The organism is Natronosalvus amylolyticus (genome assembly GCF_024298845.1).
GTDB lineage: Archaea > Halobacteriota > Halobacteria > Halobacteriales > Natrialbaceae > Natronosalvus > Natronosalvus amylolyticus.
The window spans coordinates 299,345-316,278 of the sequence record NZ_CP101156.1 but is presented as its reverse complement, the minus strand read 5'-3'; the positions used below and the strand labels follow the sequence as shown (position 1 = coordinate 316,278).

The 16,934-nt window shown below is 61.7% G+C and carries 14 protein-coding genes and 1 tRNA gene; 8 read left to right on the top strand and 7 right to left on the bottom strand.

The window, feature by feature from the left end; all coding sequences use genetic code 11:
* Positions 1–119: 119 nt before the first annotated feature.
* From NLK60_RS01585 to NLK60_RS01575, 3 genes are read left to right on the top strand one after another with little or no spacing between them, the layout of a single operon-like run.
* On the top strand, positions 120–1,301 hold the full coding sequence (locus tag NLK60_RS01585) for a glycosyltransferase family protein (protein WP_254809151.1): 1,182 nt from the start codon (positions 120–122) through the stop codon (positions 1,299–1,301).
* Positions 1,302–1,327: 26 nt separating this feature from the next.
* Positions 1,328–1,837 (top strand): DUF7109 family protein, encoded by a 510-nt coding sequence (locus tag NLK60_RS01580; protein ID WP_254809150.1) that lies wholly within the window; start codon positions 1,328–1,330, stop codon positions 1,835–1,837.
* 56 nt (positions 1,838–1,893) lie between these two features.
* Positions 1,894–2,487, top strand: coding sequence for an NUDIX hydrolase (locus NLK60_RS01575; protein WP_254809149.1), 594 nt, complete (start codon positions 1,894–1,896; stop codon positions 2,485–2,487).
* Between the two features lie 153 nt (positions 2,488–2,640).
* Here the strand turns inward: NLK60_RS01575 and NLK60_RS01570 are convergent, their stop codons facing one another.
* The 6 genes from NLK60_RS01570 to NLK60_RS01545 form a co-directional block, all read right to left on the bottom strand.
* A complete protein-coding gene (locus tag NLK60_RS01570) occupies positions 2,641–3,075 on the bottom strand; it encodes a universal stress protein (protein WP_254809148.1) in 435 nt (144 codons plus the stop codon).
* Between the two features lie 122 nt (positions 3,076–3,197).
* A complete protein-coding gene (locus tag NLK60_RS01565) occupies positions 3,198–3,788 on the bottom strand; it encodes a 50S ribosomal protein L15e (protein ID WP_254809147.1) in 591 nt (196 codons plus the stop codon).
* Positions 3,789–4,064: 276 nt separating this feature from the next.
* Complete coding sequence (locus NLK60_RS01560) at positions 4,065–5,699, bottom strand: DUF7519 family protein (RefSeq protein ID WP_254809146.1); 1,635 nt, start codon at positions 5,697–5,699, stop codon at positions 4,065–4,067.
* Positions 5,696–7,147, bottom strand: a complete 1,452-nt coding sequence (locus NLK60_RS01555) for a DUF58 domain-containing protein (RefSeq protein ID WP_254809145.1) — start codon at positions 7,145–7,147, stop codon at positions 5,696–5,698. Before NLK60_RS01555 ends, NLK60_RS01560 begins: the two co-directional genes overlap by 4 nt.
* A complete protein-coding gene (locus NLK60_RS01550; RefSeq protein ID WP_254809144.1) occupies positions 7,144–7,815 on the bottom strand; it encodes a DUF7269 family protein in 672 nt (223 codons plus the stop codon). Before NLK60_RS01550 ends, NLK60_RS01555 begins: the two co-directional genes overlap by 4 nt.
* Entirely contained in the window at positions 7,812–8,990 is a 1,179-nt protein-coding gene (locus NLK60_RS01545) for a DUF4129 domain-containing protein (RefSeq protein ID WP_254809143.1), read from the bottom strand. Before NLK60_RS01545 ends, NLK60_RS01550 begins: the two co-directional genes overlap by 4 nt.
* 132 nt (positions 8,991–9,122) lie before the next feature.
* On the opposite strand from NLK60_RS01545, the gene NLK60_RS01540 reads away from it, so the two are divergent.
* The 5 genes from NLK60_RS01540 (at position 9,123) to NLK60_RS01520 (ending at position 16,460) form a co-directional block, all read left to right on the top strand.
* Entirely contained in the window at positions 9,123–10,211 is a 1,089-nt protein-coding gene (locus tag NLK60_RS01540; protein ID WP_254809142.1) for a M48 family metalloprotease, read from the top strand.
* 414 nt (positions 10,212–10,625) lie between these two features.
* Complete coding sequence (locus NLK60_RS01535; protein ID WP_254809141.1) at positions 10,626–13,352, top strand: S8 family serine peptidase; 2,727 nt, start codon at positions 10,626–10,628, stop codon at positions 13,350–13,352.
* 129 nt (positions 13,353–13,481) lie between these two features.
* Positions 13,482–14,924: a S8 family peptidase gene (locus NLK60_RS01530; protein WP_254809140.1), complete on the top strand. Its 1,443-nt coding sequence runs from the start codon at positions 13,482–13,484 to the stop codon at positions 14,922–14,924.
* A 245-nt stretch (positions 14,925–15,169) separates the two neighbouring features.
* Positions 15,170–15,241, top strand: a tRNA-Gly gene (locus tag NLK60_RS01525).
* A gap of 337 nt (positions 15,242–15,578) precedes the next feature.
* Positions 15,579–16,460 (top strand): NAD-dependent epimerase/dehydratase family protein, encoded by an 882-nt coding sequence (locus NLK60_RS01520; protein ID WP_254809139.1) that lies wholly within the window; start codon positions 15,579–15,581, stop codon positions 16,458–16,460.
* Between the two features lie 169 nt (positions 16,461–16,629).
* On the opposite strand, the gene NLK60_RS01515 is transcribed toward NLK60_RS01520, so the two are convergent.
* Entirely contained in the window at positions 16,630–16,917 is a 288-nt protein-coding gene (locus NLK60_RS01515) for a DUF8072 family protein (RefSeq protein WP_254809138.1), read from the bottom strand.
* Positions 16,918–16,934: the final 17 nt, after the last annotated feature.

Sequence of the window (16,934 nt, the reverse complement as noted above, 5' to 3'; positions counted from 1 at the left end):
TACCGATTGGAGATGGCCTATTGTCCCCCAGAGCCCGCATATCGGTGGACATCACAGAGCCACCTGCACCGATCACCGGAGTCGTGGCTATTTTGCCTTTCCAGCCGAAGTTCGTAGCGATGGAGTACACCCAGGAGCGAATCGCCACGCTCCACCAGTTGACGTCAGGGCCGGTTGGGTTCGACGGCCTCGAGGGAATTCTCGAGCAAACGGCAATTGTGGTCCCCATGACGGACCGCGAACAGGAGAGTCCGGCGGCGGCTGGTGTCCTCTCGGCGCTCGAAACCCTCGAACCGGAACCGGCTGCTGTCATCGTTCCCGTCCGTGCAGATTCGGACACAATCGAGCCGTTTCGCGAGTGGCTCGAGTCGTTTTCCCTGCCAATTCACGTTCGCTGGTGTACCGCGCCAGCTGTCGATACACTGCTCGGAAAACACGACCTCGAGGGTGCGTACGGAAAGGGCAGGGACGTGTGGCTCGCCCTGGGTGAAGCCGCTGACGAGGCCGAGTACGTGGTGGTCCACGATGCCGACGCCACGAGCTTTCGCGCAGATCACATCGCTCGCTTGCTCGCGCCGCTGTCGATGGGATATTGCTTTTCTAAGGGGTATTACGCTCGCGTCGAAGACGGAAACCTGTACGGACGTCTGTGCCGGCTCTTTTATGAACCCATGGTTCGCACACTGCAAGACAGCCACGATGACCCATTGTTGTCGTATCTCGCCGCCTTTCGGTACGCCCTCGCAGGCGAGTTTGCGATGACGGCCGAACTCGCGAGAACGCTCCGCCCGCCTCGCACCTGGGGGCTCGAGGTCGCAACACTCGGTGATGCGTACTCGTTTGCTGGTTTCGACGGAACTGCCCAGGTCGACCTCGGGGTACACCAACACGACCATCGGCCGGTGAGTGGTAGCGGCGGGCTCGAGAGCATGAGTCAGGAAGTGGCTCGGACGCTGTTTGCTGTGATTGAATCGTCGGGAGTGGACATCGAATACGAGACGCTCACGTCCAGGTATCTCTCGCGAGCGGAGTCCCTCGTCGAGCAGTACGAGGCCGATGCGATATTTAATGGTCTCGCATACGATCCGGGCGACGAGCAGACGCAGATCCAACGGTATGCAGCGGCAATAACTGAACTCTTCCCGTCTGGAACGGAATCGAGGGGAGAACGGGCCCGCCTCGAAGCCGCGAGTCACGAACGACTCCCTGCCTGGCGAGAGACTCCGTTCGGTTCCGATGCCGTCCGGGCGGCGTCGACACCCTGGCAAGCCCCACTTTCGGAGCCCACCACACAAGACTAATCTGTACCCCGCCCGTTCCCCCGATTATGGATGGGACCGCCGACGAACTGGCCGGGGTCGTCGACCTGTTCGGTGGCCTCACTCGAGCGGAACTCGAGCAGGCGCTCACTGAAATCGCGTACCGTTCCGACGGCCAGGACCTCGACGAGACAGCCGCAGAAGCCGCCGTCGATAGCGCTCTCGAATCGTTTGCACTCGTTCGGTACGAGGACCAGAGGGCAATCCCCGAAGAGGACGGTTCGACGGAGGATCCGCTGTTGATCGCTGGACCGACGGCGTTCCCGCGTACCCCTGAGCATGCCGAAGACGTCCCCCACATCCTCGACGTTACGGAACGACAGATCGACCGAGAGGCCGCCGGGAAAGCGGCCCAGGAGCGCTTTATCGACGTCGTCGACAGTTCGCTTTCTGGGAACGAGACTGAGTCGGCCCACCTCGAGCACCTGGTCGACGTGAGTTACGACCTCGAGGCATGGGCCCCACTCGATTTGAGCGACGAACGGGCCCGACTCACCGATGCACTGGACGAAGAATAAGGGAAATTACGAGAACGAGTCAGTACCGACCTCGACGAGTAACCAACAATCAGAACATGACGACCCGACGATTCGATCTCGAGCCGGTCGCCACCCACACACCCACACGGGTAACTGATCAGTCGTACGAAGCGGCCGTGCTCGCTCCGATTATCGATCGCGACGGCGAAGATCACGTACTCTTTACCCGTCGGGCCGACCATCTTGGCGAACACCCCGGACAGATGAGTTTCCCCGGTGGCGGACGAGAGTCCGAAGACGAGACCATCCTTGAGACGGCCCTTCGCGAGGCAGACGAGGAAATTGGCCTCGAGCCCCACACCGTCGAACTCGTTGGACAGTTGGACGATATTCGAACGGTGACCGAGTACGGGGTCACGCCGTTCGTCGGGCAGATCCCGGATCGCGTCTACGAACCGGACGAAAACGAGGTCGCGGAAATCGTCGTGTTACCACTTTCAGGATTCTTAGATCCGGACAATTTTGAGTACGAACGGAGGGATCATCCCTACTACGGAGACATTATTATTCACTATTTCCACGTCGATGACTACACCGTCTGGGGCGCAACGGGGCGTATGCTCGTCCAGTTACTCGAGCTTGCAACCTCGTTCGAAGCGCCCGAACGAATAGAGCGCTCGAAGTATTGATACTGGTAGCTATTCAGGGAGAAGGTACCGAGTGACTTTCCAAGCCTGTACTGACGAGTCGAACCAGTTGGCGAGTGTCGGTTCGACGCCTCAGTCGACGGTGGGAAGGTACTGAGAAAGTGCGTTTTGGGTGGAGAATCAGCCAGAACCGAACTATCGAACGATCGTTACCGGGACGGGCGACCGACGGGCAACCGATTCGGCGACGCTGCCGAGCAGGATTCGACTCGCACCGGTTCGGCCGTGGCTGCCGATAACGATCTGATCGACCGTGTCATCCTCTGTATACTCGAGGATCGACCGGGAAACGCTTCCAATCGCCAGCTCGGTTTCACAGTCGACACCAGCATCGTCTGCCTGTGTGGCCAGTTTCTCGAGCAACGCCTCACCTCTATCTTCGTGTCGCTCCCGTATCTCGTCGTAGTTGACCATCGCGCCGCCTTCGAAGCCCGTTGCAGCGTAGAAATCGGCCGGGTCGATAACGTGGAACGCGATAATCGTCGCCTCGGGGAATTCCTCGAGGGTGAACTCGAACGCGTCAGTGGCACGATCCGATTCGTCGACCGGGACGAGGATTCGTTTGCTCATACGCAACCGTACGGGCCGGGGGTACCTAAATACCAACTGATTTTCCCACTGATTGGAAGTGACTAATCGGCGTAGGAGTCAAAAAATCGATATCGAACGAGGGTCCGAAAACGCGAACCGCGTTAGTCGGAGCTTCGTTTACCGCTGTTCAGCGAGGGACGAACCTTTTCAGTGCCTTTGCCGCGGTTTTGCAGACCGCGGTTGGATTTCCCGGCATTGGTCAGACCGCGGAACGCACGGTTGGTGTGGGCGTCGTCACAGATCCAGTTGAGGTCGTCGTCGTTCTGGATGGCAGGGTGGTTCGGATCGACGAGGATCACTTCGAACCACTTCTGGCTGCCGTCTTCACCGACCCAGTAGCTGGCAAGCACGCGAAGGTTGGGGTACTTTCGCGAGACGCGCTCTTCACCGATGCGCTGGATGTTCTTGCGGCGGCCAATGCGGTTGACGCCCTGACGCTTCGTTCGGCGACCGGCTTTGTGTCGCTGTTTACGTGCGTTCCCTTTGCGAACGGAAACGCGGGTGAGGACGATTCCCTGTTTGGCCTTGTAGCCGAGTTCTCGAGCCTTGTCGAGACGGGTTGGACGCTCGATGCGCTCGATTGCGCCCTCTTTGCGCCACTCCTGTTTTCGTTGCCACTGCAGTTCACCGAGCTTGCCGTCGCCCGGGTTCTTCCATGCCTCCTTGATGTGGGAGTAGAAGCTTCGTGCCATAGTTGTCTGCGGGCGTTTCCTGGTTCAGAACCGACCTCGAGTCTCGAGGCGCGTTCCACATTCCATACCTGTGGTGGTAACCGGACAGGTGCCCGCCGTCGCCCGCTGATCGACGAGTCGGTACAGTGTATTCAGGTGGCGGCTATAAGGCCTTCGAAGCGCCCGAAGCGGGTGACAAAGCGGGACATGGTTGATCGACGGGTGGCAAAGCGGGACGCCGTTGGTCAATCGGTGGTTCATCCTGCTCGAGCGAGCGCAAACCGATTTGCATCTGGCTCACGGTGGCGGTGGTCGTAAATCGCCGAACTGACTGGTCGATCCGACACGTTTGAACAACCACAGAACGAACAGGAGCACACCGATAAGCAACCCAACTGAAGCGCCAACGCCAATAACGCCGTCGAACACGAGCGCCGTGCCGAGGGACGCCGCTACCAGCCCGAGAATGGTCACGAGACGGTTCCGCTCAATCCAGCCGAAAGCGTGTCCGAACCACGATCGCCCGTCGACGGTCTCGAGGACGATCGCGCTCACGAGAGCGAAGAACGCGACGAGCGCAATCGCCACTGGCGCTAGCGCTTCCCAGCGATTCGATGGTGGTGACACGGCACCGAGACCGTACATTGCCCCTGTGGCAATGCCGACGCCGAGGAGACCAACAGGAATCGTGGCCGCTGCCCGAACGAAGATTGGTTCGCGAGTGTGCATGTCGTTCCCGGCGAAAACGGAGAGCTCTCGAGTCGTCGTACCGACGTCCCAGATGAATAGTGTAGTCCCGATACCGAGGAACACTCCAATCGGAGAGAGCCCCGCCTGAGACGCGACCACGGTCGCACCAAACAGAGCCAGACAGCCAGTAACGAGTTGTAGGTGTCGGAGTCGGTTCGTGGTAAGTGCCACCAGCGCCACGCCGAATCTACCAACAGACTCGAGGATAGCGACGCCGAGAAGGGTTAAACACACGAGTCCGGTCGCGATAACCGGGTCGAAGCCGAGAAGAGCGGCACTCGGAAGGGCAACGAGTAGCGCAACCAGACCACCTCCAGCCAGTGCGAGCGACTGCAGGGGATAGGGCTCGAGCAGTCCGCGCACGATTGGATATCCGATCCACCCCGTGCAGATGAGGACAGCACCGCCTGCGACCACCCCGACCAGGAGGTGTCCCACGCCAAGCGTGAGGAACGTCCCCAGTAGCGTTCCAACGGGACCGAGTACCTCGAGGGTCGCTCCAAAGATGCCCGCGTTACCGGACGAAAGCAGGATGAAGCCCAGCACAATCGCTACATAAAACGCCCACTCAGATGCTGACCGAACGTGGTCGTACAGCGTACCAAACGAGACGAATGGCAGGTCTTCGAGGCCAGCAGATTCCGCGATAGAAACGACGAACGAGACGAGGACGATGGTCACCAGAGAGAGAACGAGTAGCGACACAACACTGTTATCGGGAGTCGCCGTGATACCGCCGAAAACGGTCACACTGACCGTCACCAGCGTAGCGAGGTACCCGGTGAAGACGGCCACCAGCCCAACGCCACTTATTACGCCAGTCAGTGCCGACCCGCGGACTGCTCTGGTGTGTCTCGCGGGCCGTGAAATCGAACCCGAAAGGCCGAACCCGACACCACCGATTGCAAGGACGAACACACTGGCAACGATTTGCTCGAGGCCAGACGTGCTCGAGATTCCACTCACTGCAGCCACTGCACCGAGACTCGTCAGCACACTCCCGAGGAGCTGTCGCTCGAGTCCTTCGTCCATGATAAACCGATGGCCAGCGACGATTGCGTACCCACCGGCGAGAGCGAGTATCCCACCATGGACGGGACCAAGGACCCATAGAACGCTGAGGCACAGCAGGCCTAAAAGCCCGAGCGTGAGCAGCCGGCCATCACGTGTGGCTGCCGTCATCCGGACCACCGCCGTTTTCCGCGAGAAACGGCTGCATGTAACGATTCGTCGGGCGACCATTCTACGACGCGAACGCCATGGGAGCGAAGCGTCGACAGACGTCGCTCGACCGCGAGTCGGTCGACGAGCCCGGCCTCGTCGGCTCGAGCGCCGACCATCGGACACACGAGTGTGACAGCGTGTCCATGAGCCAGAAACCGCTGTGCTGAGTCGACCGGTTCGTCGTCGAGTAACGGTGTCACGAACACGATCTGTTTCTCGTCTGCGAGGTGTCGACAGAATCGGTCGACCGAGCGGTCGCCCTGAGACAACCAGGCTGGTCGACCGAACGAGCCACACCACTCGCCGTCGAGTAAGCGCTTCACGCGAGCCAGTTGGTCCCGCCCGCTTCGGGGCAACAGGTAATCCCCGCGCCCACCGTACAGCGTGACCCCAACTCGGTTGTTCTCCCCGAGCATGGCAGATGCAAGCCACTCACCGGCATGTGTTGTGAGTTCCCTCCCGGTCGGTTCGTCGGGAACCCGAGCGACGACCGTTTCGTGACGCTGGTCGACGACGACGACCACTGCTGCTGCGCGCTCTTCGCGGAATTCGACCGTTGTTAACTCACCAGTTCTGGCGAGCCGGTTCCAGTCGACGCGGTTCATCGGATCCGTCGGCTGGAACTCCCGAATCGAGAAGAACTCGATGCCTTCGCCGCCGATATCCGTTTCGACTCGGCCCGTGTGTTGAATGGTCTGTCCGGCGAGTGGGACGCGTTCGAGGGCGTCATCAGCGGTTACCGTCGTCTCCGGCTCGAACGTGAGCGTGCGACGTTCGCTTCCGCTGACGTTACGAGTAGTGACGGTTACAGGGTCGAAAGTGTACGTGCCGCGTCGTGCGACGACGGTATACGACCATCGCAGCGATTCACCCGGCTCCAGACTGCCGACCGCGCGTTGCCTGCCGTCCACTCGCAGTTCGGCGTGTACGCCGTCGGTGACGCGCACGTCTGGAAGCGCCTTTCGTCCCGCGTTCACGACCGAAACCGTGACCGTCACCGCATCACCCGGAACCGGATTTGCCGGCTCGAGTGTCCGCGACACGGTCAGTGTCGGCGTCGGAGGAGCCGTTGCGTAGCCGTAGGCGGCGTACGTGAGTGCCACGACACCCGCAAGCACTAACGCTGCATCGGCCACGAGCACGCCGATTCCGACACACCCGAGCGCGACAGCGAGGGCAAACGTCCAGCGGTCACTCGAGGTGGCGGACGTTTCGGCGGGCTGGCTCGCTTCCGAACGCTCGAGTGTTGGGTCCGTCCGCCCCCTGGACGCCGATCCCGATTCGAGCACCGTATCATCGTCTGCTTCGGTTGTTTCAGCCTCCTCGGAGGCATCCCCGTGGTCCGACTCCATCGCTCCGGACTCCTCGCAGTCCTCGACAGCATTCAGCGGTTCGGATTCGTTCATCGCCGCTCACCCCTGGATTGGATCCGATTTTCGACCGCTCCCGGCGATTGCGGACGCTGAGAGTCCGACACCAGCGCCCGCCGAGCGAACTCGTCCGTCGCTGCAAGTTCATCAAGTGCAGCGAGCGTTGCCTCGAGTTGCCGTTGCTCGGTTCGGCCGGAAAGCCAGTCGACGAGTTGGATTCTAAACGGTGGACTGACCGACGCTGAAAGATAAGCCTGCGCCCGCGAGTTATCAGTCCATGTGCCGGTTTCGAGCGCCCGTTCGGCATCGTCGTGACTGACGCCCTCGACGGATTGCAGCGTCTCGAGGACCGCGTGCCGAACCCGTTGATGCGCTTTGGTCCGGGCGTACGCTCGACGGGACCGGTCGCTTCGAGAATCCGCAAGTGATGGTCGCTCGAGCGCATTCTCGATGCGCTTGCCGATAAACCGCTCGTCGTACGTTGGCGACTCGGACTGCGGGGTGGCCAATGGCGCAGAGTCGTCGGGTATAGATGCTGCCCGAGTCGCCATCACAATACCAAGAAGGGAAATCCCAGCACCGATTGCGAGGATAATGGCGTCCCGCCCGATAACGGCGAGAAACGATGGTCTGAAGCCCACGCTGAGGACGAGCGTCGCGATAGCGCCGAGCAGCGCCAACGCTTCGAGCAACCGCCGTATCACGACGTCTCACCCGGCGGCGTGTCGTTAGCGGCGATTTCATCGTACGACTCGAGGGCGCGACGGAGACGATCCGAAGAGGCCGAATAACCGCCATACCGAACCTGACAGAACGTCTCCGTCAACGTGTTGACGGCGTGCTCGGGAAGCCCCTGTTCGATGGCACGGTGGGCGTACTCTCGAGGCGTTTTTGTCTCGGGATCGTCAGCCTGTGCTACCACGCGGTCGGTCATCGCTTCCCAGGCCGCCTCGACCGTCTGTGGTTGCGGCCTTTTTGCGGTGGCAATCGGTGGTTGTCCACTCGAGGAACTGGGGCCGTCGTCCGTGGCCCCCCAGGAAGCCGTGTCGGTGCTTCGAGTCCGACCGATACCGCCCAGCAGCGATTCGAGACCGTCGACCAGCGAGGGGAGACGCACGCCAGCCAGCGTTGCACCGAGGGCGCTCACTCCGGCGGGAACACCGCGAGCCAGCCCTCCGAGCGCGTTCGAGACATTCGAGCCAGTGTATCGGAGTCCACCGAAAACCACGCTCCCAGTTTTGCCAACCATATCGAGGACGCCGGTTGTTCCCCTCGCGACGCCGATAGTCGCCGTCATACTCGCCTGTGGGATTCGACGGAGTCGAAGCTGTAGCCGCGGAATAAAACCGTCTGGGAGATCTTCCGGGCCGATCGCCGGGTCTCGTGTCGGGTCCGTTGCGCGCCAGAGGAATCCGGTGAGTGCGAGCACGACGACAGCGAAAACGAGCGCGCTACCGGCGGTGAGAAACGCGCTCGACGTTTCGCCAGAGCCATCGGTGTCGCCAGCGCCATCGTCGTCCGAACCATCGTCCGGCCCGTTCGATTCGTCCGAACCGCCGTCACCACTACTCGAGTCGTCCGTGCCGTTGTCCCCATCAGTCGCATCGTCGTCTGCATCGCCCGCACCACTTCCGTCGTCAGCACTCGAGTCGTCCGCATCGGCGTCTGCATCCGAGCTAGCGTCGTCAGTCTCGGCCCCAGTGTCGTCACCGTCGAAGCCGCTTCCAGGGACGTCCCGGTCGGCCTCGTAGTAGCCGTCGTCGACAGCCTCGGTGTTCGGGAAGTCGTCGAAGCCGGCGGCGGGGAAAAACGCCGTCCCGACGATGAGAGCGAGTAAACAGCACCCGATCAGGGCTGCTTTCCGGAGGTCGTAACCCACTGTCCCAGGGTGCTCGGTCCCGCCATAAATATATTACTGTTCCGTCAGGTTCGAAGGGGATGCATAGCTGTCGGGACGAATAGTCACTGAAACGAAACTATTTTCGGGAAACCGACTGTACCTCGAGCCAGTATGAGCGCGGTCACGACTGGTCGGCAGATTGGCGGGACCCTCGCTGCCATCCTCGCGATTAACGTGGTTTTTTCACTGGCCGTCGTGGCCCTGCTGGATCCGTGGACGGCGGCACTCTGGACGCACCTTGGCGTGAGATCGACCCTGGGACGCTACGCGCTTTCAGGGTTCCTGGTCGTTCTTGTCCTGTGTTGGGTACAGATCGTTTACACCCGACAGGAACTGTTGGCGGAAGCCGCCGCCGAGACGGTCGACGAAAGTATGTATCCTGACCTCCACGCTCGAGTTACTCGGTTGTCGGCAGGCTTTGATATGGCTCCTCCGGCTGTGGCTATCGCCTCGAGCGAGGTGCCGAACAGTCTGGCCATCGGTGACCTCCGGTCGGGAACGATCGTTGTCAGTGACGGGTTGCTCGAGTCGCTCGAGCCGGCGGAGCTGGATGCGGTGTTGGCACACGAACTCGCCCACCTGAAAAATCGCGATGCACTGGTGTTGACGCTCGCCTCGTTTCTCCCGGCACTGGTCGCTGACGAACGCGTGGTCTTCGGGAAGCGATTGCCCGCCTGGACACGGCCGTACGTGTACACGCTGGTAATCATGGGGAGCTACGTTCTCGCGTCGACGTTCATCGATGCACCACTGCTCAGCGTCAGCGGGTTCGGACAATTCATCGTCGCTGGCGCCATTACGATCGTGCTCGGCGGGGTCGTCCTCGGTGTGCTCGCCGCTCCCGTCGTCTTTCTCAGTCGCCGCCTCTCGAGAGCGCGAGAGTTCGTCGCCGACCGGGCGAGCGCCCACGTCACCGGCGACCCGGCCGCACTCGCGAGTGCGCTCGAGCGACTCGACGGGATGGCGACGGTACCGAGCGAAGACGCCCGCCTCGCCGGCGACACGGTACCCTCGAGGCTGCCCAGGTATCGCGGCCTCGATGGGATGTGTTTTCTCCCGCACGGGTTCGAGTGGAGGAGCCAGGTATCGGCCGAAGACGACGATGCGTTTCACGTCGAAACGCGTTCTCATCCCCCAACTGACGAGCGAATCGTTCAGTTACAGAAACTGGCCGCAGAACTGGAAACGACTGTCAGCTAAGTGTCGGTAGCGCTCATTGTGGCCGTCTGGATCGTTTCGGATCTCCACTCGAGATCAGCCTACGGATTCCCCCGGAAAACCGACCGGACGGAGACGGGTCATGGTATCGGTGATGACGATAGCTTCGCGCTCCTCTCGTGGAACCAGTTTGTGGATCATCGTCGACAACGTGGTGAACCACTGGTTCGATACAGGTGAGAGTCGACGTGGAGATTCCAGCAAGACCGAGCAGAACGCCGTCGTGTGTTCTTCCTGCTCAGTGCTGAGGAATCGCTTCTCGAGGACATGATGCGTCGAGTTCGAGAGGCGCGAGTACAGAAATTGGCGCCGGTCGAATCGAGTCTACCGAGACGGACAATTGGATGGGTTTGTCAGAACACCTTCTTACAACCCTCCTGATTATTCAGCCGTGATATGACGTCACACGAAACAGAACGTACTGATACCGATGATGTGGGGCTATCGCGTCGAGCGTTCGTCAAAACTGGAGCACTCGCCGGGGCGGGTTTACTCGCGACACCAGCTGTTTCGGGGAAGACGGTCACGGCCAATGAGACGACTGTCTCCGCGGACTTTCTGAATATCCGTGTTCGTGAGGCAATCCACGCCTGGGAGCGTGGTTATCGCGGTCGTCCGGACCGGACGCTCGGATTGACCGATTCGGGAACTGACTCGCGTCATCCGGATCTCGGCCCCTGGAGCGGAGTAACTGTCACTACCGAAGACGGGTTCGAACTCGACGGGAACCCGTTCAATAACACTGGCGGTGCGATCAAACCTCATTCGACGAAGCTCGTCGGCTGGCACAACGACAACACGCGCTTCGGTGGGTACGAGAAGCCGCGTGACTCTAACGGTCACGGCACCCACGTTGCCTCGATCATGGCCGGGAGCGGCCGGGCGAGCGCGATCGATCCCGACAGCTACCAGGAGGAAGAGCCACAGACGCTCCTCTTGCTCGGGAACACGCTCAGCTACGAGGTAGAAGCCGTCGCTGGGTCCGGTGTCTTTGGGAGCGCGTATGGTGACGGCATCGAACTCGTGATCGAAGGGCCGGACGGACAGCAACTGGCTCGCTCCGGTGGTACTTCAGGAACCGCGGAAATAACACTCGAGAACAACCTCGTCGAAACGCCGACCGTCCACGAGTCTGGGACGGCGACGTACACGATCTACGTCCGGACAGTCGAAGGAGAGCTGGTTACGTCGGGTCGCGTCGAGCGCGTGGCCGTCGGTGCGTTCAAACACCCCGGAGACACTGTCGGCGATCGAACGAACAACGGCGATCTCTCCTTGCACGCCGGCATTGCGCCGAACGCGAGCATCTTGAGTGTCACGGATCTGGGTACCGGTACCCGTGACGTCGGCGCCCACGCGGAAGAGTTCGCGGACGCGTTCAACCTCCGGGCAGTGAACATGTCCTGGGGGTACGTCGGCGGGCTTCCGCTTGGCGCTGCCGCCGAGGTTCTGGACGACATCCCGGGAGTCATCCGAACGATGGCCGAGGCCGGGATTCTCTCGGTTGCCGCCGCCGGAAACGATGCGACGCCGGCGAGCGGAAACGGTGCACCAGCGGTCGCAAACGAGGCAATCTCCGTCGTCTCGACCGATCCACTCGACGGGATTGCGTCCTACTCCTCCGGCGGGATCGCTGGCATCGACGAGTCCGGCGAACCCTACACCAAACCCGACGTGTCGGCTCCCGGCGGCGAACTGACCGTTCTCGACATCGCTGCCGACATCGGCGAGCCTGAAGACGAAGTGACGACGGAAGAACCCGACTCGGCAGCCGCCGATGCCGAACTCGAGCCAGTCGAAGAACTCGACGACCTCGAGGACGACGCCCTCTCTCCGAAGACGACGTTCGACCAGTCGATTACGGGCGACGCGGACTACGAGTACGAACTCGCGGACGACGTACTCGACGCGCTCACGCTGGACGACGCCGACCTCGAACTTCTCAACCGCGGCGCCAAGCGTGAAGGGATGGGGAGCGACGGCGTCAGAGGCTACACCGGCAAGGCCGGGACATCGATGGCCGCACCGAGCGTGTGTGGTATCGCCGGCCTCGTCGCCGACGCGATGGAAGGAGATGCGCCAGACTCGATCGCGTTGCCCGCACCCGGCGAGGCGGGCTACGACGACGTGCTTCGCCTGAAGAACGTGATTCTCGCGACCGCGAGCGAGACGGCGCTTACGGCCGCCCCGTACCACGCCGCGAAGGCACCCGTCTACACCCACGGGGGTCGTGATCCCTACGAAGGGTTCGGACGAGCGAACGTCGGGCCAGCAATCGACGCTGTCACCCGCGACCTCACCGATCAGGCCGTCTCCGGTGTGGCCGGTCTCGCCGTCCCCGACGACGAACGAGCCGTCTCTGGACACGTTCGGGTCGATGCACCTGGAGAGGTGTCCGCTGACGTGGCGTTCAGCCACTACAGCGGCGGCAACGCAGGCGCGACGAAGGGCGACCCCCACATCGACCTGTTCCTCTACGACGCCCAGAACCCCGACTCGCTCAACGGCGATCCGACCATCGTCGACAGCGACGCCGGCATTCAGGGAGAAGCGACGGTCTCGACCAGCGTCAGCGTCGATGACCTCGAGGCACACGACGGCGAGCGCGTCTTCTACGTCGTCGCGAAGCTGGTGAACGTCCCTGGACTCGTGAACGGCTTCGACTGCCGCGCCCACCTCGATCTCGAAACGACGTTCGACGAGACCGGACTGGTCGTCGAGGGCGACGCCGAGATGGACGCCAGCGTCTTCACCGGCGGCCAGACCAACCGAACCGAGCTCGACGTCGAGGTTCGCCACCCCGAGGGCGAGGACGTTCTCGTCCGCGACACCGTCCCGCAGGGCTGGGACGTCGACGAGGAGTTCGGCGACGTCGAGGCGACGACGCCGGCCTTCGGCGGCGGCACGCACGTCTACTTCGGGCTCGAGAACGCCGACGCCGTATACGAGGATCTCACGCACTTCGCAGAGGCGCCCGACAGCGTCGAGGAGTCCGACCGCTACACCTTCGGACCCATCGCCGTCTCGACCGACACCGATAGCGACGGCACGCTCACCAGTCGCGAGTGGACGACGATTGCTGGAACCGAGCGGACGGTGACCGTCGTCGCCGAGTCGACCTGATTCCAGGGCAGTCTGCGATCGGGTTCGACCCGTTTTCGACACGGCTCGAGTACCGTTTCCACGACCCCGCTAGGTCTGTGCGAACTGCGATGATTCGGCAGCCGAGTCACCACGCCAAACTACCCATAGATGACACAATACACTGACAACGACACCAGTAGATCGAACAGAAGAAAATTCCTCAAACTCGTCGGAACCACCGGCGTCGGCGCACTCGCCGGATCGGGAACGGTCGCGGCCACACTGGATCTGGAGACTGATACCCTCCAGGAAGCACTGGTCGTCTTCGAAACGACCGACGACGTCGACCTGCTCGCCGACCTCGACCTCGCGGAGGGGTTCCTCGGCTTCAGTCAACTCCCCATCGGATACGCCCTGTTCACCGGCGCACAACTCGAGACAGTCGCTGGCTGGGACGAGGTGCGACGCATCTCGCCCAACGCCGAACTCGAGTGGGAACACGACGACGCTCGCCCCGACACGCGGGCCAAAGACGTACAGGAAGGGACTGGACTCGATCTTCCCTACACCGGCGAGAACGCCCACGTCGCTGTCATCGACACCGGCATCGACGGCGCGCATCCCGACCTCGAGGACAACCTCGTGGCGAACTGGCACTGGGCGGGCGATCCACTCGCTGACGAGGGCGACCTCTGGATCGACGCGGGCCTCGTGAACACCGACGACGTCGGCCACGGTACCCACTGTGCCGGCAGCGTCGGCGCCGACGGCTCTGCCAGCGACGGCGAGTATACGGGAATGGCGCCCGACGTCACATTGACGTCGTACTCGGCGAACGCCTCGCTAACGGTGCTGAAAGCCGTCTCGGCCTACGACCACCTCCTCGAACTCCAGCACTCGGGCGAACACCGGATTCACGTCGCTTCGAACTCCTACGGTGCCGGGCCGGGCGATTACGACCCGTACGACCCCCTCAACGTCGCTACGTGGTACGCGACCGAGGCCGGCGTACTCGTCACGTACTCGGCCGGCAACGACGGCCCAGGTGACGACACGCTCGGTCAGCGAAAGGGGGCGCCGTACACGCTGAGCGTGGCGGCCACCCACGCCGACCAGTCGGTCACGGACTTCTCCTCTCGCGGCGCAGCGGATGGCAATCACGACAGGCAGACCGCGTACGAAAACGTGGTCGACCTGTTCAGCGGCGTCCCCGAGGACGAACTTGGGACACTCGAACTGAACCGTCCCGCCGTCGCCGCAAAAGGGGCCGACGTGATGAGTACGCTCAATCCCGTGCAGCCACTGTGGGCGCTAGGTTCGGACGACGAACTCTGGTACGGCCTCCTCTCGGGAACGAGCATGTCGAACCCGGTCGCAGCAGGCTGTGCCGCCCTGGTCATCGATGCCTACATCGAGAACCACGGCTCCGCACCCGATCCGATGGACGTGATTACGACGCTCGAGGCGACGGCCGACCCCGATGCAACGAGTGATCTAGAGGGTCCCACAGGAACGGCCGAGTACACGGCCACGAACGTCGGTGCAGGGTACATCGACGCACTCGAGGCAGTGAAGTACGCCGAGTCCGGACAGCTAATCGATTTCGACTGACGGGGTTCCCATCCGACTGATATAACTCCAGAAATTACTCATATCTCTCGCTGCTACGGAGTGGCAGTTTCTGAAACTGTGGATTGGAAACTCAGGAGGGCAATCGAACCGTAGTTAGTGAATGGATTTTCGGATGCATCTGGTGGCTTTCGCCCCAGTATGCTCCCTGGTTGTGCAGAACGGTAGCGATTGATCGAAAATGGGAAGAGACTTAAAACCGTATGCCATAGTCCAATTTGCCGGTCGCGTGGTTGGTCTAGCGGCTATGACCTCAGCCTTCCAAGCTGATGACCCGGGTTCAAATCCCGGACCGCGCATTCTCTGGCGAACAGACCCGTGAGCCAGAGATGTACTCACGGGATTTGAAGCACGCGAGTCGCAGCACCGAACGAAGTGAGGTGACCGTCTCGCAGTCGGGTTCAAATCCCGGACCGCGCACTTTTACCGTGAGCAAACTCGCGAACAGCAGCTATCACAAGAGGGATCTGAACGACGGGGGTGACGGTACCGAACGGCGTGAGAGGACCGTCTCGCACTCGGGTTACCATCCCGGACCGCGTACGAACCAGAGAGGAACGTCGTACTTCCCCCTCGAGTCAGGCCTCGACCTGTCACTGACCTCGTTATTTGTACCTGGGAACCCACATCTCGAGCATGAACGTCCTCGTGACCGGTGCGAACGGGACGGTTGGAACGGCGTTGCGAGACCACCTCGAGACGGACCGGGACGACTTCACCTGGCTCGATATCGAACCGCATTCGGACCCCGACTGTGAGACGACCATCGGAGACGTGACCGACTACGCGACGGTTCGGGCGGCAATGGTGGGCCAGGATGCGGTGGTTCACCTCGGGATGCCGGATTTCGTCGGCGGGCCCGACGACCGCTCGCTGGCGTGGTCGGCCGGGTTCGGCCAGAGTTGCCAGGCGATTGCGAACGTTTTCGAGGCAGCCGCGAACGAGGGCGTCGACACCGTCGTCTACGCCTCGTCGAATCACGCGGTGGGGATGTACGAAGCGCAAAACGCGCCCGAAATATACGGCGAGGACAGTGACCTCGAGATCGATCACACGGTGCGGCCGCGGCCGGATTCTCGCTACGGCGTGGTCAAAGTCTTCGGCGAGGCGATGGCGCAGTTGGCAGCCGACGCACACGGATGCAACTGCTACGCGCTGCGGATTTGCTCGGTCCGGGGCCCGGAATACGACCATCCCTACGGTGACGCCGAACGGGGCGTCGAAACCGGCGCGTTCGAACGGGAGAGTGAGGGGTACGAACGACAGGTTGCCCGCCAGGCGTGTATGTGGCAGTCCCGTCGGGACGTCGCCCAGCAGGTCCGTCGCTGTCTCGAGCGTGGCCACGAGCGAGCCAACGCGGCCGACGAAGCGGACAGGCAACCTCCTGGCGAGTTCGAGGTGTTCTACGGTCGCAGCGCGAGCGACCGAAGCTGGTTCGACCTCGAGCACGCTCGAGCGGTGATCGGCTACGAACCGGCCGACGATGCAACGGCATGGGATGGTCCGCCGGCAGAGTGAGAGCAGTATCCCGGAAACACGTCACTACCGGGTTAATAGCAAGTTAATGCAGAGATTGTACTGGGATCGCTGTGAAAGGTCGCTATACTATCCCAGGCATAGTATATGATACGAAAAGAATAGTGTGGGGTGAGGATTGAAATCACGATCCAGTGGCCTCACCTTACTGTTACTCGTCGTCTTCCACCGGTTCCAGATCAGTTATCGCCCCCAGTGACGTCCACTCAGTTTCGTCGGGTTCCTGTTTACCGACCAGCACCGATTCGTTGTCCGCACTCGAGACGAACCGATAGGTTGCGTCGTCATCGTCGCGAACGCCTTCGGCTTTGAACTCCTGTTGAAAGAACTCGACCCAGTCCATTCGGAAGACGCCCTCGGTGCCGTCCTCGAGACGGAGAAACACCGGTTTCGGTGAAATATTGTGAATTCGCTTCGCAATCGTGTTGAGGTCGCCCATAGCCGAACAGAGTTGCT